The sequence below is a fragment of the Rhizobium sp. AG207R genome, assembly GCF_027109195.1.
In the GTDB taxonomy this organism is placed as follows: domain Bacteria; phylum Pseudomonadota; class Alphaproteobacteria; order Rhizobiales; family Rhizobiaceae; genus Rhizobium; species Rhizobium dioscoreae.
In genome coordinates, this window is the sequence record NZ_JAEPVT010000010.1 from 1 (window position 1) to 25,775 (window position 25,775).

Genomic DNA, 25,775 nt, shown 5'->3' on the forward strand with positions numbered 1-25,775 from the left:
CCTTCGGCGGCGCGCGTGGCCGCACCGATGTGCCGAAGATCGTCGACTGGTACATGGAAGGTAAAATCCAGATCGATCCGATGATCACCCACACCATGCCGCTCGACGACATCAACAAGGGTTTTGAACTCATGCATTCGGGTGAAAGCATCCGCAGCGTCGTGCTCTACTGAGGCAGAAAGCCACTCGACTGAACGTATGCGGCGCATGAGAAAAGCGCCGCATAGAGTTGAAAAGATTTGATATCATGATTTATGTCGATGCCGACGCTTGTCCGGTCAAGCCGGAGATCCTGAAGGTTGCCGAACGCCACGGCATGGAGGTGACCTTTGTCGCCAATTCGGGATTGCGGCCGTCGCGGGACCCGATGGTGCACAACGTCATCGTCTCCAACGCCTTTGACGCGGCCGACAATTGGATCGCTGAGCATGCTGGCACCGGCGATATCGTCGTCACTGCGGATGTACCGCTTGCCGGCCGCTGCGTTGCGACCGGAGCACTCGTGACGGGACCAACCGGTCGTATCTTCGACAAGACCAATATCGGCATGGCAACAGCCATGCGCGATCTTGGGGCACATCTTCGCGAAACCGGGGAAAGCAAGGGCTATAATGCCGCCTTCTCGCCGCGCGACCGCTCCGCCTTCCTCGAAACCTTCGATCGGCTTTGCCGGCGTGCCAAAGCACATCAATCATCGCCTGGAGACCAGTCTTGAACATCATTTCCCAGAACACGGCCTTCGGCGGCATGCAGGGTGTCTTTTCGCACGAGTCGGACGCCTGCAAATGCGACATGACCTTTGCCGTCTTCGTGCCGCCGCAGGCGATCAAGGAGCCCTGCCCGGTCCTCTGGTATCTTTCCGGTCTCACCTGTACCCATGCCAACGTCATGGACAAGGGTGAATATCGACGCATGGCCGCCGAGCTCGGCCTGATCATCGTCTGCCCGGACACCAGCCCGCGCGGCAACGACGTGCCGGACGAATTGACCAATTGGCAGATGGGCAAAGGCGCCGGCTTCTATCTCGATGCCACCGAGACGCCCTGGGCCGAAAACTATCAGATGTACAGCTACATCACCGAGGAACTGCCTGCGATCATATCGAAGCAATTCCGCGCCGATATGAGCCGCCAGGGCATCTTCGGCCATTCCATGGGCGGCCACGGCGCCATGACGATCGCATTGAAGAATCCGGAGCGCTTCAAGAGCTGCTCCGCCTTCGCGCCGATCGTGCAGCCGTCGACGGCCGATTGGTCGGCACCTGCACTGGAAAAATATTTGGGAAGCGATCAGGCTGCATGGCGCCGCTATGACGCCTGCGCGCTCGTCGAAGATGGCGCCCGCTTCCCCGAATTTCTGATTGATCAAGGCAAGGCCGACAGCTTCCTCGAAAACGGACTGCGCCCCTGGCTGTTCGAGGAAGCCATTAAAGGCACCGATATCAGCCTGACGCTACGCATGCACGAGCGTTACGATCACTCCTACTACTTCATCTCAACCTTCATGGACGATCACCTAAAGTGGCATGCAGAACGATTAGAAAAGTAAAGGTAGTACCATCACCTTGAAATAGGCAATCAACAAATGCATATAGGAAGCACGCAGACGACTGCGGCGATCGGCAACCAAACCGGCCGTAGACATCGCGGGGACGGCCTCGCTCTTAACAAAGGAGCGTAAGATGGCTTGGTTCCTGCTTTTCCTTGCAGGCTTGTTCGAAATAGGCTGGGCCGTCGGCCTGAAATATACCGATGGGTTCACGCGGCCGATGCCGACAGTTCTCACCGTCATCTCCATGGTCATCAGCGTCGTGCTGCTTGGTTTGGCCGTAAAAACCTTGCCGATGGGTACGGCCTATGCGGTTTGGACCGGCATCGGCACCGTCGGTACGGTTCTGCTCGGCATATGGCTGCTCGGTGATCCCGCGACCCCTCTGCGGCTGCTCTGTATTGGCCTCATCGTGGCCGGTATAGCCGGCCTGAAGCTTGCTGCTTGAGACCGCGCGGCGGTCATCGGCGCTGGCGATTGTCCAGCGCCCAGCTTCCCGGTCCGGCAACCACCAGAAACAGGAAGATGAAGCAGAATAAGATCGCTCCGTCTCCCTGATTGTTGGCCGGAAAGAAATCGATCGGCATGTGGACCATGAAATAGGCAATTGCCATTTCACCGCTCAGGAGAAAGGCGATCGGCCGCGTGAAAAGCCCGAGCAGGATCAGGACACCGCCTATAAGCTCTATGATCCCAGCCACGAAGAACAGCGTCGTGATCTCGTAAGGCGCCGGCGGAAAGCCGAAGACCTTTTGCGTGCCGTGCTCGATGAACAGCAACGCGGTCACGATTCGCAAAATAGCAAGGGCAGCAGGCTGATGGCGCGACAAGCGCTCGGGAAATGACATGAGGATCTCCGTTCGATAGGGGATGCGAAGGAGATCCCGTCAAAAGTGCTCTCGCTTCGCCGACAACGGAATGAACACGCGAGAGACGAATTTATTCGCCGGACCCGACGATCAGCCGAGCCCGACGAAAAGGCTGGTTACTTCTTGCTGTTGTCGATGGCCAGCAGGCCCGGACCTGCGAAGATCAGGAACAGGAAGATGAAGCAATAGAGGATCGCTGCGTCACCGCCGTTGTTGGCCGGGAAGAAATTCTTCGGATAATGCGCCATGAAATAGGCGACCGCCATGTTGCCGCACAGAATGAACGCGACCGGACGGGTAAAGAAGCCGACGATCGTCGCCAATCCGCCAACGATTTCGATGATGCCCTGAACCAGAAGCAGGGTCGGCAGCGGGCTTGGAAATTGACCGCCGGCCGGAAAGCCAACAAGCTTCTGCAGACCATGTTCGATGAACAACACACCGGTGACGATACGCAGCACGGTAAGAGCATAGGGCTGATATTGATTCAGCCGATCGGAAAGCGCCATGTTAAACTCCAGTTTTAACTCCCCCACGAGGAAGCAATAGAGCGCACGGGCGCGAACGTGAAAACACGGATTCTGACGCTCAATCAATTTTCCGTGTGAAATCCGTGACTTGTTGTCACATGCTCACAACGGGATGTTGTCGTGCTTCTTCCAGGGATTGGTCAGGTCCTTGTTGCGCAACATTCTAAGCCCCTGTGCCAGCCGGCGCCGGGTCGAGCGCGGCATGATCACTTCGTCGATGTAGCCGCGCTCTGCGGCAACGAAGGGCGACAGAAAGCGGTCCTCATACATTTTGGTGTGGGCCGCGATCTTCTCGGGATCGGTAATATCCTTGCGGAAGATGATCTCGACGGCGCCCTTGGCGCCCATGACGGCGATTTGCGCCGTCGGCCAGGCATAGTTGAGATCGCCGCGCAGATGTTTCGAGGCCATGACGTCATAGGCGCCGCCGAAAGCCTTGCGGGTGATGACCGTCAGTTTCGGCACAGTCGCTTCGGCATAAGCAAAGAGCAGCTTGGCGCCGTGCTTGATCAGCCCGCCATATTCTTGGGCTGTACCCGGCAGAAAGCCCGGCACGTCGACGAAGGTGACGATCGGGATATTGAAGCAATCGCAGAAGCGCACGAAGCGCGCCGCCTTGCGTGAGGCGTCGCTGTCAAGAACGCCGGCAAGCACCATCGGCTGATTGGCGACGAAGCCGACGGTGGCACCCTCGATGCGGCCGAAACCACAGACGATGTTCTTGGCGAAGCTCTCCTGGATTTCGAAGAAGTCGCCCTCGTCCGCTACCTTCAGGATCAGCTCCTTGATGTCGTAGGGCTTGTTGGCGTTGGCCGGAATCAGCGTATCGAGCGAGTTATCCGGCTCGGTCACCGACTGATAGCACTCGATCTCGGGCACGTCAGCGGTATTAGACTGCGGCAGGAAATCGATGAGACGGCGCACCTGCAAGAGCGTATCGACATCATTGTCGTAGGCTGCGTCGGCGATCGAGGATTTCGTCGTGTGCACCGAAGCGCCGCCGAGCTGTTCCGAGGTCACCGTCTCGTTGGTGACGGTCTTCACCACATCCGGCCCGGTGACGAACATGTAGGAGGTGTCCCGCACCATGAAGATGAAATCGGTCATGGCCGGAGAATAGACATCGCCGCCGGCACAAGGCCCCATGATAATCGAGATTTGCGGGATGACGCCGGAGGCCAGCACATTGCGCTGGAATACCTCGGCATAACCGCCAAGCGCGGCTACGCCTTCCTGAATGCGGGCGCCGCCGGCGTCATAGATCCCGATGATCGGCGCCCGGTTCTTCAGCGCCATATCCTGTACTTTGGTGATCTTTTCTGCATGTGCTTCTGAAAGAGACCCACCGAAGACTGTGAAATCCTTGGCAAAAATGAAGACGGTGCGGCCGTTGACCGTGCCCCAGCCGGTCACCACGCCATCGCCGGCAATCTTGCTCTTGTCCATGCCGAAATCGGTCGAGCGATGCTCGACGAACATGTCGAACTCTTCGAAGGAGCCCTCGTCAAGGAAGATATCGATACGCTCACGCGCCGTCAGCTTGCCGCGGGCATGCTGCGCGTCGATGCGCACCTGCCCACCGCCAAGCCTCGCGATCTCACGACGGCGTTCCAGCTCCTGCAGGATTTCCTTCATGCGGCCCTCTCTCCCTCATCGCTCGGGCTTAGCATGGCGCGAGCCTTGTTTGAAGCTGGTTGGCTCAGTTTGCGAGCCGTGGCGTGTTCAGCGAAAAGATGGAACGAACCCGCGCGGCAATATCTTCCGCCATCAGCTCATCTGCGGTGGCAGGATCAGGTGCGACTGTTCTGATCTCGAACGATGCCATGGCAACCACAGAGCCACCATCGGCCGCCGCGGCATCGATATTGATCTTGGCGCTGCTGCGGTCCCGATTGAAGCCGCGCGCTTTGCGGACGTCGCTCAGTCGGACGGTGATGGCAACCTGTGGCAATTGCGGGCTGAAGCTTGTTGCAGCAATCGCGGCGTTGACGCGATCATTGACGGCTGCAACCAGCGCTGGCGACACCGGTGGCAAAGCCTGATCGGCTATAACGGTTGCGCTGCGCACCGCATAGGTTGGAGGCGGAGGATCGACGGACCAGCTCGAACATGCGGCCAGTGCCAGACATCCCACGAGCGCCGGTACGGCTCTCGTCCTCAACAACAACATGATCCCTGCCCCGACCTTCGAATTTGCAAGATATGCAGATCGATATAAAGGACTGGAAATCAACAATATTCAACTGCGCAGCGCAGAAAAAACGTCAGTTGCGGCCCGAAACTCTTCAAAACGTTGTGCACGACGCTGTTCGGCTTCTTCATCGCTGCCCCAGTGCTCGATCGTCCAATCCTCGTCGAGATGAGCGAGCGACCAGACATCGGCGAGCGGCAGGGAACCTTTGGCGAAGGCCAGCGCAAGGATTGCCGAACCGGTCAGCGTCGTGATCGTGTGCAGACTCGCAAGCTCCATCGGTGTGTCGAACTTGCGCAAAGCGGCGGAGAAGGCCGCGATGGCTTCGACAGGCTGATCCTGATGCATGACGCCTTCCGCCAGAATGAACCGGGCGCCGAGATCGCGCGCTGCCCATTCGATCACCGGATTCCAGCGTTCCGACTGGCGCTCGACGAGCCGTTCCGGCCCCTCGGCGCGATAGCAGAGCAGATCGCTGCCCGAGAAACGGACAATTTCGTCGAATACAGCCTTGCTTTCCGTCGCAACGCCATCGATGGCCGTGTTAACGAGCCGCGTTACCGGCATGGTAGCGGGATCGATCACGTCGACTTGGCGTGCCCATTCGGCAGCCACCAGTCTGGCAAGCGCTTCCGTCGGCAGGGCCAGAGAGTGCCGCGCCGGCGTCTTCACCACCTTGCCATCGAGAGCGATAGCATGGCCGTCCTCATCTTTGCTGATTGTCACATCCTTGTAGAAGCGTTTCGGCAACGGCTTCTTCATCTGGATCTGCGCACGGCGGATCGGATCGGGATGGCTGAGACCTTCGGAAAGATCGTTCAACAGGTCGCGCATGGCGTCACCTCAGAGAATATGGCTCAACAAGTCGTTCGGATGGTGGGCTATGGCATCTGCCCCAGCCGCCAGCAATTCCTCGACGGAGGCGTAGCCCCATGCAACGCCGATGGCGGTCGCACCTGCCGCCTTCGCCATCTGCATGTCGTAGATGGCATCGCCGATCACGATTGTGTCGTGGGGATCCATGCCAGTCTCATCGCAGCACTCCGTCACCATCGCCGGATGCGGCTTCGACGGGCAATCATCAGCAGTGCGCGAGACAATAAAATAGGGCGTGAACTCGTTGACCTCAAGAATATGGGTCAAACCGCGGCGGGATTTACCCGTCACCGCGCCGATCAGCAGTTCGTCGCGGGCGGCAAGCGTCTCGATGAGCGGCTTAATGCCGTCGAAAAGCGGTGTCTGCATGTCCGCCTCGTCTCGCACCTCCGGAAAGATCGACTTATAATGCGCCGTCATGGCAATCGCTTCGTCGTCGACATGGGGCTTGCCCTGCAGGCGGGCAATGGCGATATCGAGCGTCAGGCCGATGATCGATTTCGTCGCGGAAACATCGGGCCGCTTATAGCCGAAGGCCACGAAGGTGCGCGCCATGACCTCATGGATCAGCCGCGCGCTGTCGACCAGCGTGCCGTCGCAATCGAAAAGTACCAGCTTCATTCGTCGTCCGGCTCCCCTGCCGATGCCTCGTCGAAACCGAGGAGATTCCATGTCTGCACCATATGCGGCGGCAGAGGAGCGGTGATGCGCAGGCGTCCGCCGCTCGGATGCGGGATATCGATGTGGCGCGCGTGCAGATGCAGGCGCTTCTGGACACCGCCCGGAAAATCCCAGTTCGGATCGTCCTCGAAATATTTCGGATCGCCGATGATCGGATGCCCGATATGCAGCGCGTGGACGCGAAGCTGGTGGGTACGCCCCGTATAGGGTTCCATTTCAAGCCAGGCGAGCCGCTGGGCGGCCGTTTCGACAACGCGGTAGTAGGACACGGCGTGATCGGCGCCTTCCTCTCCATGCTTAGCGATGCGCATGCGGTCGCCATCCGGCGTCGCTTCCTTCACCAGCCAGGTGGATATCTTGTCTTCATGCTTACGTGGCACGCCTTTCACCAGCGACCAATAGGTCTTCTTGGTGTCGCGCTCGCGGAAGGCTGCCGTCAGCTTCTGCGCCGCGCCGCGCGTGCGGGCGATGACGAGAACGCCTGAGGTATCGCGATCGAGGCGGTGCACCAGGCGCGGCTTTTCGCCCTTCTGGTTCGTCCAGGCCTCCAGCATCTTGTCGATGTGGCGGCTGACGCCGGAGCCACCCTGCACGGCCAGACCCGCCGGCTTGTTCAGCACATAGACTTTGTCGTCTTCGTGCAACAGCATGCGTGCCAAGAGCTCGGCATCGCCGGAATGCTTCAATTCCTTGCCGGCGATCGGGCCGCTTTTCGTAGCCTTGGCATCGACGTCGAGCGGCGGCACCCGCACCATCTGCCCTGGCTGCACGCGGGCATCGGTCTTGACGCGACCGCCATCGACACGCACCTGGCCGGAGCGCATCAGTTTCTGCAATTGCCCGAAGCCGAGCCCTGGAAAATGCACCTTGAACCAGCGGTCGAGGCGCATGCCGGCCTCGTCAGGCTCGACCTTAATATGCTCAATCCCGGCCATTCTTCTTCTTTCAAATACGCAGCATGTTCCGGACATTGCCAAACCGCGTTCGGCGGGATCATGCAAATTCAAACAACGGGACGATCTGCCCCGCAGCCGGAGATTTCCGGCCTTTTGACGTGGCTTTAGAGCATTTCGAGGAAAAGTGGAAACCGGAATTATATGGCAGGATAATTTTCTGGCTCAGCTTCCCTTGGCCGAGACGACCGGCAGATTGATGTCGACCATGCCTGCTTTGTCGAACATCAGCATCACAGGCACCGTGCCACCCTGCTTGAAAGGCGCCTTTACCTGCTTGAACATCATGTGCATCGTATTCGGCGCGAGCGTCACGGTCGCGCCGGCGGGAATGGCGATGCCGCCTTTCACCTCGCGCATCTTCATGATCTCGCCTTCCATCTTCATCTCGTGAAGCTCCACCTTGCCGGCGGATGAAGAGGTCACGGAGGTGAGCTTGTCGTCGGTCTTGCCGGTATTGTGGATGGTAATATAGCCGCCACCGACCGGCTGGCCGGGAAGCATGGCGCGAACATAACCGCCACTGATATCGAGATCGCCAAGCTTGGCAGTCGCCGAGCCGGAAGGCGCTGCACCTGCATCCATGTGCATCCCGGCCATGGATTTCATCGCACCGCTATCCTCGGCCATCGCTCCACCGAGGGGAAGTGAAAATGTGCCAATCGAAATCAGCAATGCGGCGGCGTGGTTGCGATTCATCTCTGTCTCCTGCCCGGCTCCTCAATCGATAAATGGGATAGCCTCTCCCATCCCTGTTGCAAAGGCCCGTAATCATTGCGAAACGCAGGATTGATCGGCGCGACAAAAATTTGTTCAGCGGCGACATTTGCCCCTTGCCATCTCTGTCCGGTACCGGATAATGGCTTTCAACCCTGTTGGGAGAATCCGGCGCAAGCCGGTGCCGAAGGAGCAACCGCCCCGGAAACTCTCAGGCCAAAGGACCAGCAAGGGGCAGACGGAACTCTGGAGAGAAGCGCGCAAGCGTTCGCCGAAGGGATAACAATCTCAGGCAAACAGACAGAGGGGGCTCATCGTCAGGCGCTACCGCGCCGAAAGTGTGAGCTCTGCGCTTCTAAACGAGCGCAAAACCCGGAGGCGTCATTTGGACGAGACCGCTGCCCTCAAGACCACCCCACTTCATGCCCTGCATGTGTCCCTCGGTGCCCGCATGGTGCCATTTGCAGGCTACGATATGCCCGTACAATATGCGCCCGGCGTGCTGAAGGAACATCTTTGGACTCGATCCTCCGCTGGCCTGTTCGATGTGTCGCATATGGGTCAGGTGACGATCCGCGCCCGTTCCGGCAAATATGAGGATGCGGCATTGGCATTGGAAAGCCTGGTGCCGGTCGATATTCTCGGCCTTGCTGAAAATCGCCAGCGCTATGGTTTCTTCACCGACGACAAGGGCGGCATCCTCGATGATCTGATGATCGCCCATATGGACGACTATCTTTTCGTCGTCGTCAACGCTGCCTGCAAAGAGCAAGATTTCAAGCATCTTCAAGATCATATCGGCGATAGCTGCGAAGTTACATTACTCGATCGCGCCCTCATTGCTCTGCAGGGACCGCGCGCGGTCGACGTGCTTGCCGAGCTCTGGGCCGACATCGCCCATATGAAATTCATGGATGTGCGCCATTGTCGCCTCCACGATGTCTCCTGCCTCGTATCGCGCTCCGGGTATAGCGGCGAAGACGGTTTCGAAATCTCGGTTCCGGCCGACAAGGCCGAGGATATCGCCAAGCGGCTGCTGGAGCATCCGGACGTCCAGCCGATCGGCCTTGGCGCCCGTGACTCCCTGCGTCTCGAGGCGGGCCTCTGCCTCTACGGCAACGATATCGACCAGACGACAACGCCGGTTGAAGGCGCACTCGAATGGGCTATCCAGAAGGCCCGCAAGACCGGCGGCGCCCGCACCGGCGGCTTTCCGGGAGCATCCCGCATTCTCGGTGAACTCGATCACGGCACCTCGCGCCGCCGCGTCGGCCTGAAGCCGGAGGGCAAGGCGCCGGTACGCGGCCACTCCAAACTTTACGCCGACGCCGAGGGCAAGACGGAGATCGGCGAAGTCACCTCGGGTGGTTTTGGTCCGAGCGTCGAATCCCCGGTTGCCATGGGTTATGTGCCGACAGAATTCACCGCTCCCGGCACCACCATATACGCTGAAGTGCGCGGCAAATATCTGCCAGTTGCCGTCAGCACACTGCCTTTCATCAAACCTACCTACAAACGTTGAACGTCTTTTCCAGAGAGGATTATCCATGCTGAAATTCACCGAAGAACATGAGTGGCTGAAGGTCGAAGGCGATGTCGCAATCGTGGGCATTACGGCCCATGCCGCCGAGCAGCTCGGCGATCTCGTTTTCGTTGAGTTGCCCGAGGTCGGCGCCAGCTTCTCGAAGGGAGCCGACGCGGCAACCGTCGAATCCGTCAAGGCGGCTTCCGAAGTCTATTGTCCGCTCGACGGAGAAATCACCGAAATCAACGAAGCCATCACTGCCGATCCGGCCCTCGTCAACTCCGATCCGATGGGTGCCGGCTGGTTCTTCAAGCTGAAGCTGAAGAACGTCGGCGATCTCGATGGTCTTCTTGATGAATCCGGTTACAAGGAGCTGATCGGATAATGACGACGCCGACTGAGTTCACCTTCACCGATTACCAGCCATATGATTTCGCCAATCGCCGCCATATCGGCCCGTCTCCCTCTGAGATGGCCGATATGCTCAAGGTGATCGGCTATAAGAGCCTCGACGGTCTGATCGACGCGACGTTGCCACCGACCATCCGCCAGAAGGCGCCGCTCGCCTGGGGTGCGGCCATGACGGAGCGCGAGGCGCTCGACAGGCTGCGCGAGACCGCCAACAAGAACAAGGTTCTCGTCTCGCTTATCGGTCAGGGCTATTACGGCACGATCACGCCACCGGTCATCCAGCGCAACATTCTGGAAAACCCTGCCTGGTACACGGCCTACACGCCCTATCAGCCCGAGATTAGCCAGGGCCGCCTTGAGGCGCTGCTGAACTACCAGACGATGATCAGCGATCTCACCGGTCTTGATGTCGCCAACGCCTCGCTGCTCGATGAAGCGACGGCCGCGGCCGAAGGCATGGCGATGGCGGAACGCGTCGCAAAATCGAAGGCAAAAGCCTTCTTCGTCGATGCCGAATGCCATCCCCAGACCATCGCGCTGATCAGGACGCGCGCCGAGCCACTCGGCTGGACCGTTATCGTCGGTAATCCCTTCACCGACCTCGATCCGGTCGATGTTTTCGGCGCGATTTTCCAGTATCCGGGCACGCACGGCCACATCAACGATTTCTCCGGCCTGATTGCTCGCCTGCATCAGACCGGCGCTATCGCTATCATGGCGACCGATCTTCTGGCATTGACCCTGCTGAAATCCCCGGGTGAAATGGGCGCAGATATCGCCATCGGCTCTTCGCAGCGCTTCGGCGTTCCCGTCGGCTATGGCGGGCCGCACGCCGCATTTATGGCCGTGAAGGACGATTACAAGCGCTCTATGCCGGGCCGTCTCGTCGGCGTTTCCATCGATGCGCGCGGCAATCGCGCCTATCGCCTGTCGCTGCAGACCCGCGAACAGCACATTCGCCGCGAAAAAGCGACGTCGAACATCTGCACCGCGCAGGTGCTGCTCGCCGTCATGGCCTCCATGTATGCGGTCTTCCACGGTCCGCAGGGCCTGAAAGCGATTGCACAACAGGTCCACCAGAAGGCCGTGCTGATGGCCAAGGGGCTGGAAAAGCTAGGCTACTCAGTCGAGCCGGAGACCTTCTTCGATACGATCACTGTCGAAGTCGGCCACATGCAAGGCCTCATCCTGCGCGCAGCCGTCGCCGAGGGCGTCAACCTGCGCAAGGTCGGTGAAACCAAGATTGGCATCAGCCTGGACGAGCGTACGCGTCCGGCAACGGTGGAAGCCGTCTGGCGCGCATTCGGCGGCGATTTCCGCATCGCCGATTTCGAGCCGTCCTATCGTCTGCCGAAGACCCTGCTGCGCACCAGCGAATACCTCTCGCATCCGATCTTCCACATGAACCGCGCCGAAAGCGAGATGACGCGCTACATCCGCCGTCTCTCCGACCGCGACCTGGCGCTCGACCGTTCGATGATTCCGCTCGGCTCCTGCACCATGAAGCTGAACGCGACTGCGGAAATGCTGCCGATCACCTGGCCGGAATTTTCGGATATCCATCCGTTCGTCCCGGCCGATCAGGCACTCGGCTACCGCGAGATGATCGACGACCTGACGGAAAAGCTCTGCGCCGTAACAGGCTATGACGCCTTCTCCATGCAGCCGAATTCCGGCGCGCAGGGCGAATATGCCGGCCTACTGACCATCCGCAACTACCACATTGCCAATGGTCAGGGTCATCGCGACATCTGCCTCATCCCGACCTCCGCCCACGGCACCAACCCCGCCTCGGCGCAGATGGCGGGCATGAAGGTCGTGGTTGTCAAGGTCAGCGACGATGGCGATATCGACATGGCCGATTTCCGCGCCAAGACCGAGCAATATGCCGACAACCTCTCCTGCTGCATGATCACCTACCCTTCGACGCATGGCGTCTTCGAGGAGACGGTGAAGGAGATCTGCGATCTCGTGCACAAGCATGGCGGTCAGGTCTATCTCGATGGCGCCAATATGAACGCCATGGTCGGCCTCTCGCGTCCCGGCGATATCGGCTCCGATGTCAGCCACTTGAACCTGCACAAGACCTTCTGCATCCCGCATGGCGGCGGCGGTCCCGGCATGGGCCCGATCGGCGTAAAGGCGCATCTGGCGCCTCACCTGCCCGGCCATCCGGAAACAGATGGCCGCAGCGGTGCGGTTTCGGCAGCAGCCTTCGGTTCGGCCTCGATCCTGCCGATCTCCTGGAGCTATTGCCTGATGATGGGCGGCGAAGGCCTGACCCAGGCGACCAAGGTGGCGATCCTCAACGCCAACTACATCGCTGCCCGCCTCAAGGGTGCCTATGACGTGCTCTACAAGTCCAAGGCCGGACGCGTGGCACACGAATGCATCATCGACACCCGCCCGCTGGCCGCAAGCGCCGGCGTGACGGTCGATGATGTCGCCAAGCGTCTGATCGATTGCGGCTTCCATGCGCCGACCATGAGCTGGCCGGTGGCCGGCACGCTGATGATCGAGCCGACCGAATCGGAAACGAAGGCCGAGCTCGACCGATTCTGCGAGGCGATGTTGGCAATCCGCGAGGAAGCCCGCGCCATCGAGGACGGCCGGATGGACAAGACCAACAATCCGCTGAAGAACGCACCGCACACGGTGGAAGACTTGGTCGGCGAGTGGGATCGCCCCTATTCCCGCGAACAGGCCTGCTTCCCGCCCGGTACCTTCCGCGTGGACAAATACTGGTCTCCGGTCAATCGCATCGACAACGTCTATGGCGACCGCAACCTGATCTGCACCTGCCCGCCGCTGGAATCCTACGCCGAGGCCGCAGAATAGGATTTTTTGCAAAAAAGCGAAGCGGTTCAGTCGCTTCGCTTGAAACAGACATAAATCTATCGTGAAACTTGTCTATGAAAACGCCGCGTGTCCGAAAGGATGCGCGGCGTTTTTGATGACGCCACAGTGGGGCCTTGGAATTCAGATTTATGCCGGAACGATTCGACGTGGACAATCCCGACAACTACATCGCCGCCGCATTCGCCACGGACGATCCTGCTTCGATCGCCAAGGCTTTGGGCGAAGTCGCCCGCACGCGCAACATGAGCAAGCTGGCCAAGGATGTCGGCATGAACCGCTCGGCCCTCTACCGCGCGCTGAGCGGAGACGGAAATCCGGAATTCGCGACGATCCTGAAGGTTGTCAGGGCACTCGGCCTCAAGTTGACGCCGGTTCCGGCGCTTACCAAAGATTGCCAATTCTAGGCCGAGCGTCGCTAGCCGATCGCTTCTTCGAGCAGAAGCAGCACCAGAAAGCCCGCAAAGAACATGGCCGTGACCCAAGGACGGTCAGGTCTTTCGTGAGCTTCGACCAAAAGCTCTTCGGTGACGAGACAGAGAAGTGCGATCAAACCGAACGCAAAGAATCCGGTCAGGATTGGGTTGGGCAACAAAGCGATTGGCGTCCCCAGCAAAGCGCCGATTGGCAGAAGGAGTGCAAGCGCCGCCGTGACCGCGACGATCCTCGCGCGGGAGCGGACGCTCTCGCCAAGCTCGTTCGCAACCGTCAAGCCAAGAAATAGTACCTCGATCGTCAGGGCAATCGTCAGCAGCAAGCCAACTTTCGGGCCGGCGGCAAACCCAATGCCAAGCACGAGGCCATCGATCAGGATGTCGATGCCGATGGCGGCCAGAAGGCCGACCGGTCCTTTGGCCCAGTTTTCCAACTGCTTGACCAGCAGCATTACGCCGACACCAATCGCGCCGCCAATGACTGTTGCAAAGGGATAGCCGCGATGCATGACATCAGGCAGAATTTCGCCGGCGGCGGCCGCAAACACCACGCCGGCGGCAAAGTGCTGGATAGCGCTGACAAGATTGGGGCCTGGCCGCGTATTCACGGCAACCGTGGCGCCCGCGATCGCAGCGCCTGCCGGGATCAATGTGTAAACCCATGCCGCAGCCACCATATGTTCCCCCTCGCACGCCATGTCGACTTTATCGGGCTCAGCCGGTCAGCCAAGGGGCAACGGAAAAACCTTCGGCCTCCGTCGATCAAAGCATGAAACGCAGCGAGGCGAAATGTGGTGAGATGCGCTTTAAGCGGGTTGCGCGGCCTGTCGCTGAGCAGCAAGGGCCGCAAGATCGGCGGGCTTCAATTCGACGGACTCGCCGCAGCCGCAAGCCGACGTCTGGTTCGGATTGGTGAAAATGAAGCCTGAGCGCAATGTTGTCGTCTCGAAGCCCATTTCCGTACCGAGCAGATAAAGCACGGCCGACGGCTCGACCCAGACCTTGGCGCCATCGCGCTCGATCAGATCGTCCTTCGCGTTCGGCTCGGTTACTAGGTCGATAGTATATTCCATGCCGGCGCAGCCGCCCTTTTTGATGCCGACGCGAACGCCCTTGGCATCAGGGCCGGAATTCTCGACGATCGCCTTGACGCGAGCTGCTGCCGCATCCGTCATGCTCATGACTGCAAAGCCCATGGGCTCATTCTCCTTCCACATCCGGGGTCAAGATCCGGTGCTTCGAGTCTTAATGTAAAGCCGGCGGCTTAAAGCTTCAATACCAGCCCACAGCAACCTGCGCTTCTTCGGACATGCGATCCGGCGTCCAAGGGGGATCGAACGTCATCGAGACGTCGACGCCGGAAACGCCCTCAACGGCGCCGACGGCATTTTCCACCCAGCCCGGCATTTCACCGGCAACCGGACAACCAGGCGCCGTCAGCGTCATGACGATCTTCACCATGCGATCGTCTTCGATGTCGATCTTGTAGACCAGACCAAGCTCGAAGATATCGGCGGGAATTTCAGGATCGTAGACCGTTTTCAGCGCAGAGATGATATCGTCGCTGAGGCGCGCCAGCTCATCTGCGGGAATGCTGGAATGCACGATCCCTTCGCGTGCGTCGATCTTCTGTTCGCTTTCGTCGAGTGACATCGCTTGCCTCCTCAGGCAAAGAATTTCCGTGCATATTCCAGTGCATCGGCCAAGGCGTCCACCTCGGCGCACGTATTGTACATGCCGAACGATGCACGGCATGTGGAGGTGACGCCGAAGCGTTTCAAGAGCGGCTGGGCGCAATGCGTGCCGGCACGAACGGCAACACCCTGCCGGTCGATCACCATCGAGACGTCGTGCGAATGGATTCCCGCCAGCTCGAAGGAGAAGATGCCGCCCTTGCCCGGCGCCGTACCGATGACACGCAGCGAATTGATATCGCGCAGCCTTTCCGCCGCATAGGCGGCAAGATCGGCTTCGTGGCGCGCAATCGCTTCCCGGCCGATGCTGTCCATATAGTCGAGCGCATAGCCAAGGCCGATCGCCTGCACGATCGGCGGCGTTCCCGCTTCGAAACGATGCGGCGGATCGTTGTAGGTGACGTTTTCCTCGGTGACATCGAAAATCATCTCGCCGCCGCCCTGGAACGGCTGCATCTCGGCGAGCCGCTCCTTCTTGCCGTAGAGAACGCCGATGCCCGAGGGACCGTAAAGCTTGTGACCGGTCATGACATACCAGTCGCAATCGATATCCTGCACGTCGACAGGCATATGCACAGCACCCTGCGAGCCGTCGATGAGAACCGGAATGCCGCGCTCATGCGCGATGCGGCACACTTCCTTCACCGGAACGACGGTTCCGAGCGCATTCGACATATGGGTGATGGCGACGAGCTTCGTGCGCTCCGTGAGGCTCTTTTCGAAATCCTCGACATGGAACGCGCCCTCGTCATCGACAGGCACCCAAACGAGTTTGGCGCCCTGGCGCTCGCGAATGAAATGCCAGGGGACGATATTGGAGTGATGCTCCATGATGGAAACGACGATCTCGTCGCCCTCACCGATCTTGGGCATGCCCCAGCCGTAAGCGACCGTGTTGATCGCCTCCGTCGAGTTCTTGGTGAAGACGATGTCGTCGACCGATGGCGCATTCAGGAAGCGGCGCACCTTTTCGCGAGCCGCTTCATAGGCTTCCGTGGCGGCATTGGACAGGAAGTGCAGGCCGCGATGCACATTCGCATATTCGCTGGAATAGGCGTGCGAGATGGCATCGATGACGACCTGCGGCTTCTGCGCGGAAGCACCGTTGTCGAGATAGACGAGCGGCTTGCCATGCACCGTCTTCGTCAGGATCGGGAAATCCCGGCGAATGGCTTCGACGTCATAGGCCGTTGCCGGCACGATCTTGTCCACGAGCTTTGCCTCCAATCAGGCGTGCTTTTCCAGCCAGCCGGAGATAACGCCTTCCAGCGCCTCGACCAGGGCTTCGTCTTCCAGTTCTTCGACGATCTCGGCCACGAAGGCGTTGACCAGCATGGCCCGTGCCTTCTTCTCCGGGATGCCGCGCGCCATCAGGTAATAGAGATGGTTGCCGTCGATATCGGCAACAGTGGCACCATGGCCGCACTGTACGTCATCGGCGAAGATTTCAAGCTCCGGCTTCACCGAGAACTCGGCATCGTCGGACATCAGCAGCGTGTTGCAGGCCATCTTGGCGTCGGTCTTCTGCGCATCCGGTGCGACCCGGATCATACCCTGGAAGACGCCACGAGCGCGGTCGAACACGACGTTGCGGATAACTTCCGTGGAACCTGTGTTCGGAACGTCATGGCCAAGCACCATCGTCACATCGGTATGCGTATCGCCGCCGAGCAGGCTGATGCCGCGCAGCGTCAAATCCGCGCCCTCGCCCACGACCTTGATATACAGTTCCTGACGCACCAGCTTGCCGCCAGCGTTGATGACAAACAGCTTCAGCTTGGCATCTTCTCCGAGTTCGATGCGGAGTTGGCCAAGATGGGTGTCTTCACTGCCCTGCTCCTGCAGGATGATCCAAGTGATCTCAGATCCCTTGCCGATCTTGACTTCGCTGACCGAGGAAACCAGCGCGGCAGCGCCTTCGACCGCCTGATGACGCTCGATAAAGGTCGCCTTGACGTCAGCGCCGAAAGTAACCGGCAGACGGCTGTGGATCTGGCCGCCAGCATGGATGAACTGCACTTCGAGCGGCGCATCGAGTTCTGTGCCATCGGGGAAATCGATGACATAGCCATCGCGCACGAAGCTCGCATTGATACGCCCGATGGCGTCATCCTTGCCGAGCGCTTCGAGCCCGGCAGCAGCCGTGCCGTTGATCAGGCTGTCAGCATAGCGGCCGACCGTCAGGCTCTTGACCGAGGCCTTCTCGCTTGCCTTTCCCTGAAGGACGGCAATGACAGGCGATCCTTCGACCGTCGGCGGCAGCGCCTCGACTAGGCCCTTGCCGATATCGCTCGGAACCAGGCGCAGCAGGTTCTTGAAATCGGTATAATGCCATGCCTCGATCCTGCGCGTCGGCAGACCGGCGGTCTTCAGCTCGTCCAGAAGGCGATCGCGAACGGCGAAAACTTCGCCGTCGCCAGGCAGATCGCCCATCTGGTCGTTATACGCCTCGATCAGCGCCGTCTCCGCGGCGGTGAGGCGGTTCGTCGTCTGAATGTTCATCGACGTGTCCTTTCCGCCTCGATCAGGCTGCAGCTCCGATGATGTCGGCGTAGCCGTTGGCTTCCAGCTCATGCGCCAGCGTCTTGTCGCCGGACTTGATCACCTGGCCCTTGTAGAGGACGTGAACGGTGTCCGGAACGATATAGTCGAGCAGGCGCTGGTAGTGGGTGATGACGATCACGGCGCGGTCGGGAGAGCGCAGTGCATTGACGCCGTCGGCGACGATCTTCAGCGCATCGATGTCGAGGCCGGAATCGGTTTCGTCAAGCACGCAAAGCTGCGGCTCCAGGAGCGCCATCTGCAGGATTTCGGCACGCTTCTTTTCACCGCCGGAGAAGCCGACGTTCAGCGGGCGCTTCAGCATGTCCATGTTGATCTGCAGCTTGGCCGCAGCATCCTTAACGCGGCGCAGGAAATCCGGCGTCGTCAGCTCGTCTTCGCCGCGTGCCTTGCGCTGTTCGTTCAGGGCAACCTTGAGGAACTGCATGGTGGCAACGCCGGGGATTTCGACCGGATACTGGAACGCCAGGAAGATGCCCTTGGCGGCACGCTCGGCGGCATCGAGCTCCAGAATGCTCTCGCCGTTATAAAGGATGTCACCCTCGGTGACTTCATAGTCCTCGCGACCGGCGAGGATATAGGAAAGCGTCGACTTGCCGGAGCCGTTCGGGCCCATGATGGCGGCGACTTCACCGGCCTTCACGGTCAGGTTCAGGCCACGGATGATCTCGGTGCCGTCTTCGGCGATACGGGCGTGCAGGTTCTTGATTTCAAGCATTTGAGTATCCTATCGCAGGAATGAAGGTGCGGCGCGCGCGGCGCGCCAAAGCTAATTCTGTTTCGTGTGCGTCAGCCGACGCTGCCCTCGAGCGAAATGCCGATCAGCTTCTGCGCTTCGACGGCAAATTCCATCGGCAGTTCCTGCAGCACTTCCTTGACGAAGCCGTTGACGATCAGTGCGATCGCCGCTTCCTCGGGAATGCCACGCTGCAGGCAGTAGAACAGCTGATCTTCGGAAATCTTCGAGGTTGTGGCTTCATGCTCGAACTGCGCGGACGAGTTCTTCGCCTCGATGTAGGGCACAGTGTGCGCGCCGCACTTGTCGCCGATCAGCAGCGAGTCGCACTGCGTGAAGTTTCGGGCATTGGTCGCGCGGCGATGCGCCGAAACCTGGCCGCGATAGGTATTCTGCGAGACGCCGGCGGCAATACCCTTCGAGATGATGCGGCTCGACGTGTTCTTGCCGAGATGGATCATCTTGGTGCCGCTGTCGACCTGCTGATGGCCGTTCGAAACCGCGATCGAATAGAACTCGCCACGGCTGTCGTCGCCGCGCAGGATGCAGGACGGATATTTCCAGGTGATCGCGGAGCCGGTTTCGACCTGCGTCCAGGAGATCTTGGAGCGATGGCCGCGGCAATCTCCACGCTTGGTGACGAAATTGTAGATGCCGCCCTTGCCGTGCTTGTCGCCCGGATACCAGTTCTGCACCGTCGAATATTTGATTTCAGCGTCATCGAGCGCAACTAGTTCGACGACGGCAGCGTGCAGCTGGTTTTCATCGCGCTGCGGCGCCGTGCAGCCTTCGAGATAGGAGACATAGGCTCCCTCTTCGGCGATGATCAGCGTGCGCTCGAACTGGCCGGTGTTCTTCTCGTTGATGCGGAAGTAGGTCGACAGTTCCATCAGGCAACGAACGCCCTTCGGCACGAAGACGAACGAGCCGTCAGTAAAGACCGCGGAATTCAACGTCGCATAGAAATTGTCCGAGGTCGGCACGACGGAGCCAAGGTACTTGCGCACCAGATCCGGATGCTCTCGGATAGCTTCCGAAATCGACATGAAGATCACGCCGGCCTTCTTCAGCTCTTCCTTGAAGGTGGTGACGACCGAGACGGAATCGAACACCGCGTCAACGGCAATCTTCGACTTCTCGACGCCGGCAAGAATCTCCTGCTCGCGCAGCGGAATGCCGAGCTTCTCATAAGTCTTCAACAGTTCCGGGTCGACATCATCGAGCGACTTCGGACCGGCGAATTTCTTCGGGGCGGCATAATAATGAATGTCGTTGAAGTCGATCTTCGGGTAGTCGACACGGGCCCATGTGGGCTCTTCAAGGGTCAACCAGCGGCGATAGGCCTCGAGGCGCCATTCGAGCATCCAATCCGGCTCTTGCTTCTTGGCGGAGATGAAGCGGATAATATCCTCGGAAAGACCCTTGGGAGCCTTTTCCACCTCGATCGTGGTCTCGAAACCATACTTATACTGGTCCACGTCGATCTGGCGAACCTGATCGACCGTTTCCTGGACTGCAGGCATTTCGTTCTCCAATCTCGCCGGATCCAAGGTCCGGCAGCTTGTCAACGTTGCGGCAGACTTATGTCTGCCCTCTATGTAGTCGGCCAAAAGGGACTTTTCACCCCGCTTGACAAGCGGAAATTTCGGTTTCCGCAAAATTGTGGCCGTTAGGCCGCCGCACCCGCCAGCTTCCGCCTTCCCGCGATGCGGGCAAACGCGGCGATAGCGCGATCGATATCCGCTTCGGTCGTGGTCGGACCCAGCGAAATACGGAGCGCGCCGAGCCTGGGATCGCATCCCATCGCCACGAGCACATGGCTCTCTCCGACCTTGCCGGACGAACAAGCGGACCCGGCAGAAATCGCTACACCTTCGAGGTCGAAGGCGATCTGGCCGGTTTCGGATTTCAGTCCCGGCAGTGTGAAGAAGCTGGTGTTCGGAACACGCGCACCGCCTTTGCCATGAATGATGACATCGGGTGCCGCCAGTTCCATGCCCGCTTCCAGCCGGTTGCGCAAGGAACCGATCGCGGCATTGCGAACCTCGAAGTCTGCAGCAGCAGCCTCGGCAGCGGCACCGAAGCCGATGATGGCAAGCGTGTTTTCCGTACCCGAGCGATGGCCCTTTTCCTGTCCGCCGCCATGGATCAACGGCTTCGGCATCAGCACCTCGCCGCGAGAGACGAGCGCGCCGGCACCCTTGGGGCCGCCGATCTTGTGCGAGGAGACGATCAGGAAATCCGCGCCGATCGCATTGATATCGAGCGGCACCCGGCCGGCTGCCTGAACGGCATCCACCACGAAGAGACCACCCGCGGCCTGAACGAGCTTGGCCGCTTCGCCGACAGGCTGGAGAATCCCGGTCTCGTTATTCGCGATCATGATGGCAACCATCGGCAAGCCGCTGGCCTTGTCGTGGGCAGCAAGCATGGCCTCCAGCGCGAAAAGATCGACCGTACCGTCCGACGTTACCGGTATTTCGCTGACATTATCCCTGGTAAATCGTCCGCCTTCGCGCACGGCTGGATGCTCGACGGCCGATATATAAAGATGGCTGACGAGAAGCGGCGTGCGCCCCATGCGGAATTCCGGCGTCAGCACCATATTGGCCGCCTCGGTGGCGCCGCTCGTAAAAACGACATGGGCGGATTCGGCGCCGGTCAATCTTGCAACCTGGCGACGTGCAGTCTCGACAGCTGCACGAGCTGCCCTACCTTCACCGTGAACGGAATTGGGGTTGCCTTGAATATCCATCGCACGCAACATCGCATCGCGCGCCGCCGGATGGAGCGGTGCGGTAGCATTCCAGTCGAGATAGAGGCGTGTTGCCGCCATAATCTTCTTCCTGTGCGACTTTGCTTTGCTGCGCCCGGTTCATTTTCCTTGAAATTTCAGCCGGGCATGCCTTATGACACGTTCCACAAACCGTTGCGCAAACAACGCGCGGACCACCGCATCAAGTTTCGAATTGTTCTAAACTGCGTTCTAGAAAAGATGAGCGCATTCGTCAAGTCAACTTGCTGCGTACCGTAAGGTTTGAACGCAGAAAAAGAAGAGCCGGAGTATCGATGCCCGAAGTAATTTTCAACGGCCCCGCTGGTCGCCTTGAAGGCCGCTATCAGCCCTCCAAGGAAAAGAGCGCCCCGATCGCGATTATCCTTCATCCCCATCCGCAGTTCGGCGGCACGATGAACAATCAGGTGGTCTACCAGCTCTTCTATATGTTCCAGAAGCGCGGCTTCACCACGCTCCGCTTCAATTTCCGCGGCATAGGCCGCAGCCAGGGCGAATTTGACCACGGCGCCGGCGAGCTTTCCGATGCTGCCTCTGCACTCGACTGGGTACAGAGCCTCCATCCCGATTCGAAGAGCTGTTGGGTTGCCGGTTACTCATTCGGTGCGTGGATCGGCATGCAGTTGCTGATGCGTCGCCCCGAGATAGAAGGTTTCATGTCGATCGCGCCGCAGCCGAATATCTACGATTTCTCCTTCCTCGCACCCTGCCCGTCGTCCGGCCTGATCATCAACGGCGATGCGGACAAGGTTGCCCCGGAAAAGGACGTCAACGGCCTCGTCGAGAAGCTGAAGACACAGAAGGGCATCCTGATCACGCACAAGGTCGTGCCGGGCGCCAACCACTTCTTCAACGGCCAGGTCGAAACGCTGCTCGGCGAATGCGAGGACTATCTCGACCGTCGCCTGAATGGCGAACTAGTGCCGGAACCGGCCGCCAAGCGTATCCGATAAAGACGCGGCCCTTATCGAGCCATTCTGAACGTCGGGCAAGCGATCCCGTCGATCGTCATCGACGGGTGCTCCTGCATGCCGATCTTCCGCAAAACACGCTGCGATGCGACGTTCTGCGGATGCGTGAAAGCGATGAATTGCCGGGCAAAACCACGCTTGAAGAACCATTGCGCCAATGCGCCGGCAATTTCCGTCGCATAGCCGTTGCCCCAGGCATCCTTCTGAATGGAATAGCCGAGCTCGAACTCGCCCCTACCGCTTTCCCGATAAAAACGTGAGAAGCCGGCGCGGCCGATAAAGCGGCCGTCTTCACGCCGCAGCATCTTGTATTTGGTCGTGCCATCTCGCGCTTGTTCATCGAACCAGCTTTTCAGCCGTTCCTCTGCCTTCTCCAGCGTCCAAGGTGCCGCACCGGAAAGATAGCGGGTGGTCTCGATCGTCGAATGCAGCTGCCGAATCACTTCGGCATCACCCTTGTCCCACATCGTCAGAACGAGGCGCGGGGTTTCGAGTATGATGGTGTCACTCATCTGCCTGCCTGTTTTCGTGATGGATCTGCAGCCTGCCGTAACGTGCATGCCAGCGCCGATTGACAACCGGCGGCTCAGTGCTAACCGCTCGGCCTGATTTCAACAAGCCGGTCAAGCGACGATATTGAATGCGAAGGCCTGCCGAAGCGGGCCTCCAGATTACCGCTTGGTATTATCGGTCAGTGACATGCCGGCAGGCCGGGTGCGCCGCACTTCTTCTTTTCCGGAGGATTCTGCGGCGGAGGCGGAGGTGGTCTCTTCACCTGCTGCTGCACGACCTTCGGCTGCGGTTGCGGCTTCGGTTGAGCCTGTGGCTTGGGTGCCTGTGCCACTACATGGGGCGCGGGTTTGGGCTGTGCAGGAGCCGGATTGGCTTGCCGGGGCGGGGCGGCAGCGACATGAGGCTGACTGTTGACCCGAGCTTGGTTGCTGGGGACCGCCTTGGGCTTCGCCGGCGTTCTGGCGGCGACGGCCGGCGCTGCTGGGGCATGCGCATTGGGCTTCGGTGCAGCGGCAACCGGATTTGGTTTGCCGCTCGGCGCTGCTTGGGGTGCCGGGGTCTTGGCAATCTGGTTTTGCCCCTTCACGGTAGGTGCATTGCCAACCGCCGGCAGCGGTTGTCCCTTCGCGCCGGGAAGCGCATGGGCTTTGGCGTTCGGCGTGGTCTGAGGCTGTTGAGCCTGTTTCGTCTGAGCCGCGCCAGGGTTGGCTGGCTTGCCCGTGGCTGGCAAAGGCTGACCATTCGCGCCGGGAAGCGCGTGCGCATTGGCATTTGTGCCTTGCTGGGTAGGTTGAGTCGCAACAGCCGGATTATGCACCGCATTCGGCGTAGCTTGTGGCGATTGCCCCGGCTTCGTCTGAGCGGCTCCCGGATTGACAGGCAGCTTGCCACCAGCCGGCAGGGGCTGGCCATTGGCGCCGGGAAGCACATGGGCAGCAGCATTTCCGCCTTGTGGCTGGGCTGAAGGCGTGACCGCCGGAGCGGCTCCAGGCACCGTCTTGGCAGCCGCGGCAGGATTCTGCTTTTGCAGAACTGCCGCCTTCTTCTGTACCGATGGCGGCAAGGCAACATGCAGTGCTGCAGCCCCTGCTCCCGCGATGACGGCCGCACCGGCGAGTTTCTGGCCCGTCGTCAGCCCAGGGTTGGCAGATGCAGCGCCATTCTCGTTAACGGTGGTATTGTTGTTGATGACCGTCGTATTGTTCACGACCGTATTGTGGATGTTGTTGAAGATGATGTTGTTTTCCGGCGGTGCGATATCGCGTGGCTGCTCGACCCATTGAGGGACCGGAACGAAGGCCGGCGCCGGCAACACGTAGAGATCGACCGCGGGCTGAGGCGGCGGCAGCACGACGAAATCCGGCGGCGGTGGCGCAAGGAAAACGACGGGCGGCGGCGGGGCATAACCGAAATCGGCATCATCAAAATAAAGCACGGGACGGTCGACATAGACCACTTCCGGCGGTGGCGGTGGCGGAACATCATACTCGATGACGGTGAAGGATGGCGGCGGCTCGAGTGCTGCCTCGAAATGCTCGAGACGGCGGCGGGCATCCCACACATGGGGACCGCGCGGATAACGCCTCAGATAAGACCAATAGGCCTCAGGCGTATCGGCAATCCAGGTCTCGCGCCAGGTGATAGCCTCGCGGCGGGCGGCGACAATGGCGCGGACACGCCTTGCCATGGAGTCGTTCGGATAGGCGGCCAGAAAATCCTCATAGCCCTGCAGCGTGTCGCGATCGAGCGCGGCGAAATAGGCATCACGCTCGTCGAAATCGCGAATGGGCTTCGTCCGGTTTGCCACATCCTCGGTGCTCGACACTGCAGCAGCCGGTGCATTCGGACCGCGATCGAAGAAGGTAAAGGCGTTCTTGAACCTGGAGGCGTCCCAGGAAATTTCGGCACCCTTGGTCAAGTCGCCGACCCGCAACCGTGTGCGATCGAAGACGTCATCAAGCGAAAGGCCGCCAACACGGATCATCTCCGCCAGCGCATGCGCATAGGAACCATACGGACCGGCCTCCTGCGGTGCGACCGTGCCAGGCGCCGCATTGAAGGCAATCAGCTGGTTGACGTCGGGATCGACCAGCGCCAGACCGCCGGCCAGCGGCTGATTGGACTGCACGAACGGATTGGCCCTCGCCGCATCCAGCACGACGATGCTGCCACGATTGTTAATGGCGGACAGCGATTTGGTGAAGTCGCTCACGCGGACTGCCTGGACGGGGACATCCGTGGCATTGGCGATCTGTGCATCGACAGGCACGAAATAATTGTCGCCCTGATATTGCACACCATAGCCCGCCAGATAGACGAAGACGACGGTATTAGGACCTGACGCGTTGGCTTTCGTCAGAAAGTCGCGCATCGCGTCGCGCAACCCGTTCTGGTCGAGGTCGCGCGCGCCGATCACATCGAAGCCCGCAGCCTGCAGCGTCTGCGCGATCAGGCCGGCATCGTTGGCCGGCGTCGGAAGCGCACCCACCGTGTAGGCGGCGTTACCCACGACAAGCGCTATTCTCTTTTCAGGGGAACCTTGAGCTTCGGCCGGATTCGCAGCAGCGATACCGGCCAAAACCAACATCATGGCAAAAAAAGCCCAGATCGTCTTTTTGGATGACAATCCCATCTTCGAAAGCAGAGGCGACATACCGGTTTCTTTCACGAAACATGAGGTGCGTACGGGATCAACAGGAAATCATTAGGATTTGATTCGGGCGAATGCGCGACTTATTCCCGGCGGCTTCGCGGCGATGTTACGATCTATTGACGTTCGGAAACGCTCGTTTACACATCCCGCTGGCGCCGAAACTTGTCGTCCTCCCCACCAAAATGGTGACGCGCCGGTAAATCGGTGATAAACGCGCCCCGCGACATCAAACAATAGCGACTTCGCCGCGCCTTCCAGAGT

At 59.8% G+C, this 25,775-nt stretch carries 26 protein-coding genes, 1 pseudogene and 1 riboswitch; of the genes and pseudogenes, 9 read left to right on the plus strand and 18 right to left on the minus strand.

All coding sequences use genetic code 11. The annotated features are described in order from the left end of the window. The 4 genes and pseudogenes from JJQ51_RS22835 to sugE all read left to right on the plus strand — a co-directional run. Positions 1 to 173: pseudogene (locus tag JJQ51_RS22835) on the plus strand (S-(hydroxymethyl)glutathione dehydrogenase); the annotation flags it as partial. Between the two features lie 74 nt (positions 174 to 247). Next, positions 248 to 715, plus strand: coding sequence for a YaiI/YqxD family protein (locus JJQ51_RS22840; protein ID WP_113332540.1), 468 nt, complete (start codon positions 248 to 250; stop codon positions 713 to 715). Further along, a complete protein-coding gene (gene fghA / locus JJQ51_RS22845) occupies positions 712 to 1,548 on the plus strand; it encodes an S-formylglutathione hydrolase (protein WP_113332541.1) in 837 nt (278 codons plus the stop codon). The genes JJQ51_RS22840 and fghA overlap by 4 nt, the downstream gene beginning before the upstream one ends. Positions 1,549 to 1,681: 133 nt before the next feature. Then, on the plus strand, positions 1,682 to 1,996 hold the full coding sequence (sugE, locus tag JJQ51_RS22850; protein WP_113332542.1) for a quaternary ammonium compound efflux SMR transporter SugE: 315 nt from the start codon (positions 1,682 to 1,684) through the stop codon (positions 1,994 to 1,996). Between the two features lie 13 nt (positions 1,997 to 2,009). Here the strand turns inward: sugE and JJQ51_RS22855 are convergent, their stop codons facing one another. From JJQ51_RS22855 to JJQ51_RS22890, 8 genes are all read right to left on the minus strand, one after another. Further along, on the minus strand, positions 2,010 to 2,396 hold the full coding sequence (locus tag JJQ51_RS22855) for a DoxX family protein (protein WP_113332543.1): 387 nt from the start codon (positions 2,394 to 2,396) through the stop codon (positions 2,010 to 2,012). 137 nt (positions 2,397 to 2,533) lie between these two features. Next, a complete protein-coding gene (locus tag JJQ51_RS22860; protein ID WP_069612260.1) occupies positions 2,534 to 2,926 on the minus strand; it encodes a DoxX family protein in 393 nt (130 codons plus the stop codon). Positions 2,927 to 3,049: 123 nt separating this feature from the next. Next, positions 3,050 to 4,582: an acyl-CoA carboxylase subunit beta gene (locus tag JJQ51_RS22865; RefSeq protein WP_152092804.1), complete on the minus strand. Its 1,533-nt coding sequence runs from the start codon at positions 4,580 to 4,582 to the stop codon at positions 3,050 to 3,052. Positions 4,583 to 4,646: 64 nt separating this feature from the next. Further along, entirely contained in the window at positions 4,647 to 5,117 is a 471-nt protein-coding gene (locus JJQ51_RS22870; RefSeq protein ID WP_113332545.1) for a hypothetical protein, read from the minus strand. A 69-nt stretch (positions 5,118 to 5,186) separates the two neighbouring features. After that, complete coding sequence (locus tag JJQ51_RS22875; protein WP_269245353.1) at positions 5,187 to 5,972, minus strand: ATP12 family chaperone protein; 786 nt, start codon at positions 5,970 to 5,972, stop codon at positions 5,187 to 5,189. 9 nt (positions 5,973 to 5,981) lie between these two features. Next, positions 5,982 to 6,635 (minus strand): HAD-IA family hydrolase, encoded by a 654-nt coding sequence (locus JJQ51_RS22880; RefSeq protein WP_095434971.1) that lies wholly within the window; start codon positions 6,633 to 6,635, stop codon positions 5,982 to 5,984. Next, a complete protein-coding gene (locus JJQ51_RS22885; protein WP_113332548.1) occupies positions 6,632 to 7,630 on the minus strand; it encodes an RluA family pseudouridine synthase in 999 nt (332 codons plus the stop codon). The genes JJQ51_RS22880 and JJQ51_RS22885 overlap by 4 nt, the downstream gene beginning before the upstream one ends. Before the next feature lie 183 nt (positions 7,631 to 7,813). Beyond that, positions 7,814 to 8,347: a copper chaperone PCu(A)C gene (locus JJQ51_RS22890; protein ID WP_183811174.1), complete on the minus strand. Its 534-nt coding sequence runs from the start codon at positions 8,345 to 8,347 to the stop codon at positions 7,814 to 7,816. Positions 8,348 to 8,514: 167 nt separating this feature from the next. Continuing rightward, positions 8,515 to 8,602, plus strand: a riboswitch (glycine riboswitch). Between the two features lie 148 nt (positions 8,603 to 8,750). On the opposite strand from JJQ51_RS22890, the gene gcvT reads away from it, so the two are divergent. The 4 genes from gcvT to JJQ51_RS22910 all read left to right on the plus strand — a co-directional run bounded on the left by gcvT (position 8,751) and on the right by JJQ51_RS22910 (position 13,564). Then, the gene (gene gcvT, locus JJQ51_RS22895) at positions 8,751 to 9,887 is read left to right on the plus strand and encodes a glycine cleavage system aminomethyltransferase GcvT (RefSeq protein ID WP_269245354.1); all 1,137 of its coding nucleotides are present in this window, start codon (positions 8,751 to 8,753) and stop codon (positions 9,885 to 9,887) included. A 25-nt stretch (positions 9,888 to 9,912) separates the two neighbouring features. Further along, positions 9,913 to 10,275, plus strand: a complete 363-nt coding sequence (gene gcvH / locus JJQ51_RS22900; RefSeq protein ID WP_112334775.1) for a glycine cleavage system protein GcvH — start codon at positions 9,913 to 9,915, stop codon at positions 10,273 to 10,275. Continuing rightward, positions 10,275 to 13,139 (plus strand): aminomethyl-transferring glycine dehydrogenase, encoded by a 2,865-nt coding sequence (gene gcvP / locus JJQ51_RS22905; RefSeq protein WP_152092799.1) that lies wholly within the window; start codon positions 10,275 to 10,277, stop codon positions 13,137 to 13,139. Before gcvH ends, gcvP begins: the two co-directional genes overlap by 1 nt. Positions 13,140 to 13,288: 149 nt before the next feature. After that, complete coding sequence (locus JJQ51_RS22910; RefSeq protein ID WP_145317296.1) at positions 13,289 to 13,564, plus strand: addiction module antidote protein; 276 nt, start codon at positions 13,289 to 13,291, stop codon at positions 13,562 to 13,564. 11 nt (positions 13,565 to 13,575) lie between these two features. Here the strand turns inward: JJQ51_RS22910 and JJQ51_RS22915 are convergent, their stop codons facing one another. The 8 genes from JJQ51_RS22915 to JJQ51_RS22950 form a co-directional block, all read right to left on the minus strand. Continuing rightward, the gene (locus tag JJQ51_RS22915) at positions 13,576 to 14,268 is read right to left on the minus strand and encodes a ZIP family metal transporter (RefSeq protein ID WP_269245355.1); all 693 of its coding nucleotides are present in this window, start codon (positions 14,266 to 14,268) and stop codon (positions 13,576 to 13,578) included. Positions 14,269 to 14,397: 129 nt separating this feature from the next. Further along, on the minus strand, positions 14,398 to 14,787 hold the full coding sequence (sufA, locus tag JJQ51_RS22920; RefSeq protein WP_113332554.1) for a Fe-S cluster assembly scaffold SufA: 390 nt from the start codon (positions 14,785 to 14,787) through the stop codon (positions 14,398 to 14,400). Between the two features lie 76 nt (positions 14,788 to 14,863). Then, positions 14,864 to 15,244 carry an SUF system Fe-S cluster assembly protein gene (locus JJQ51_RS22925; protein ID WP_069612273.1) on the minus strand — a complete coding sequence of 127 codons (381 nt, stop codon included), beginning with the start codon at positions 15,242 to 15,244 and terminating at the stop codon, positions 14,864 to 14,866. Positions 15,245 to 15,255: 11 nt separating this feature from the next. Further along, positions 15,256 to 16,497 carry a cysteine desulfurase gene (locus JJQ51_RS22930; protein WP_113332611.1) on the minus strand — a complete coding sequence of 414 codons (1,242 nt, stop codon included), beginning with the start codon at positions 16,495 to 16,497 and terminating at the stop codon, positions 15,256 to 15,258. A 15-nt stretch (positions 16,498 to 16,512) separates the two neighbouring features. Then, complete coding sequence (gene sufD / locus JJQ51_RS22935) at positions 16,513 to 17,787, minus strand: Fe-S cluster assembly protein SufD (protein WP_113355573.1); 1,275 nt, start codon at positions 17,785 to 17,787, stop codon at positions 16,513 to 16,515. 22 nt (positions 17,788 to 17,809) lie between these two features. After that, positions 17,810 to 18,565, minus strand: a complete 756-nt coding sequence (gene sufC / locus JJQ51_RS22940; protein WP_092716448.1) for a Fe-S cluster assembly ATPase SufC — start codon at positions 18,563 to 18,565, stop codon at positions 17,810 to 17,812. 71 nt (positions 18,566 to 18,636) lie between these two features. After that, positions 18,637 to 20,106 (minus strand): Fe-S cluster assembly protein SufB, encoded by a 1,470-nt coding sequence (gene sufB, locus JJQ51_RS22945; RefSeq protein WP_269245356.1) that lies wholly within the window; start codon positions 20,104 to 20,106, stop codon positions 18,637 to 18,639. 146 nt (positions 20,107 to 20,252) lie between these two features. Continuing rightward, complete coding sequence (locus tag JJQ51_RS22950; RefSeq protein ID WP_113355571.1) at positions 20,253 to 21,419, minus strand: cysteine desulfurase family protein; 1,167 nt, start codon at positions 21,417 to 21,419, stop codon at positions 20,253 to 20,255. Positions 21,420 to 21,652: 233 nt separating this feature from the next. Here JJQ51_RS22950 and JJQ51_RS22955 point away from each other — a divergent pair, with 233 nt between their 5' ends. Next, positions 21,653 to 22,330: an alpha/beta hydrolase gene (locus tag JJQ51_RS22955; RefSeq protein WP_004108794.1), complete on the plus strand. Its 678-nt coding sequence runs from the start codon at positions 21,653 to 21,655 to the stop codon at positions 22,328 to 22,330. Positions 22,331 to 22,341: 11 nt separating this feature from the next. On the opposite strand, the gene JJQ51_RS22960 is transcribed toward JJQ51_RS22955, so the two are convergent. Further along, positions 22,342 to 22,860, minus strand: a complete 519-nt coding sequence (locus JJQ51_RS22960) for a GNAT family N-acetyltransferase (protein ID WP_113332558.1) — start codon at positions 22,858 to 22,860, stop codon at positions 22,342 to 22,344. Positions 22,861 to 23,039: 179 nt separating this feature from the next. Further along, positions 23,040 to 25,514, minus strand: coding sequence for a caspase family protein (locus JJQ51_RS22965; RefSeq protein WP_113355569.1), 2,475 nt, complete (start codon positions 25,512 to 25,514; stop codon positions 23,040 to 23,042). Positions 25,515 to 25,775: the final 261 nt, after the last annotated feature.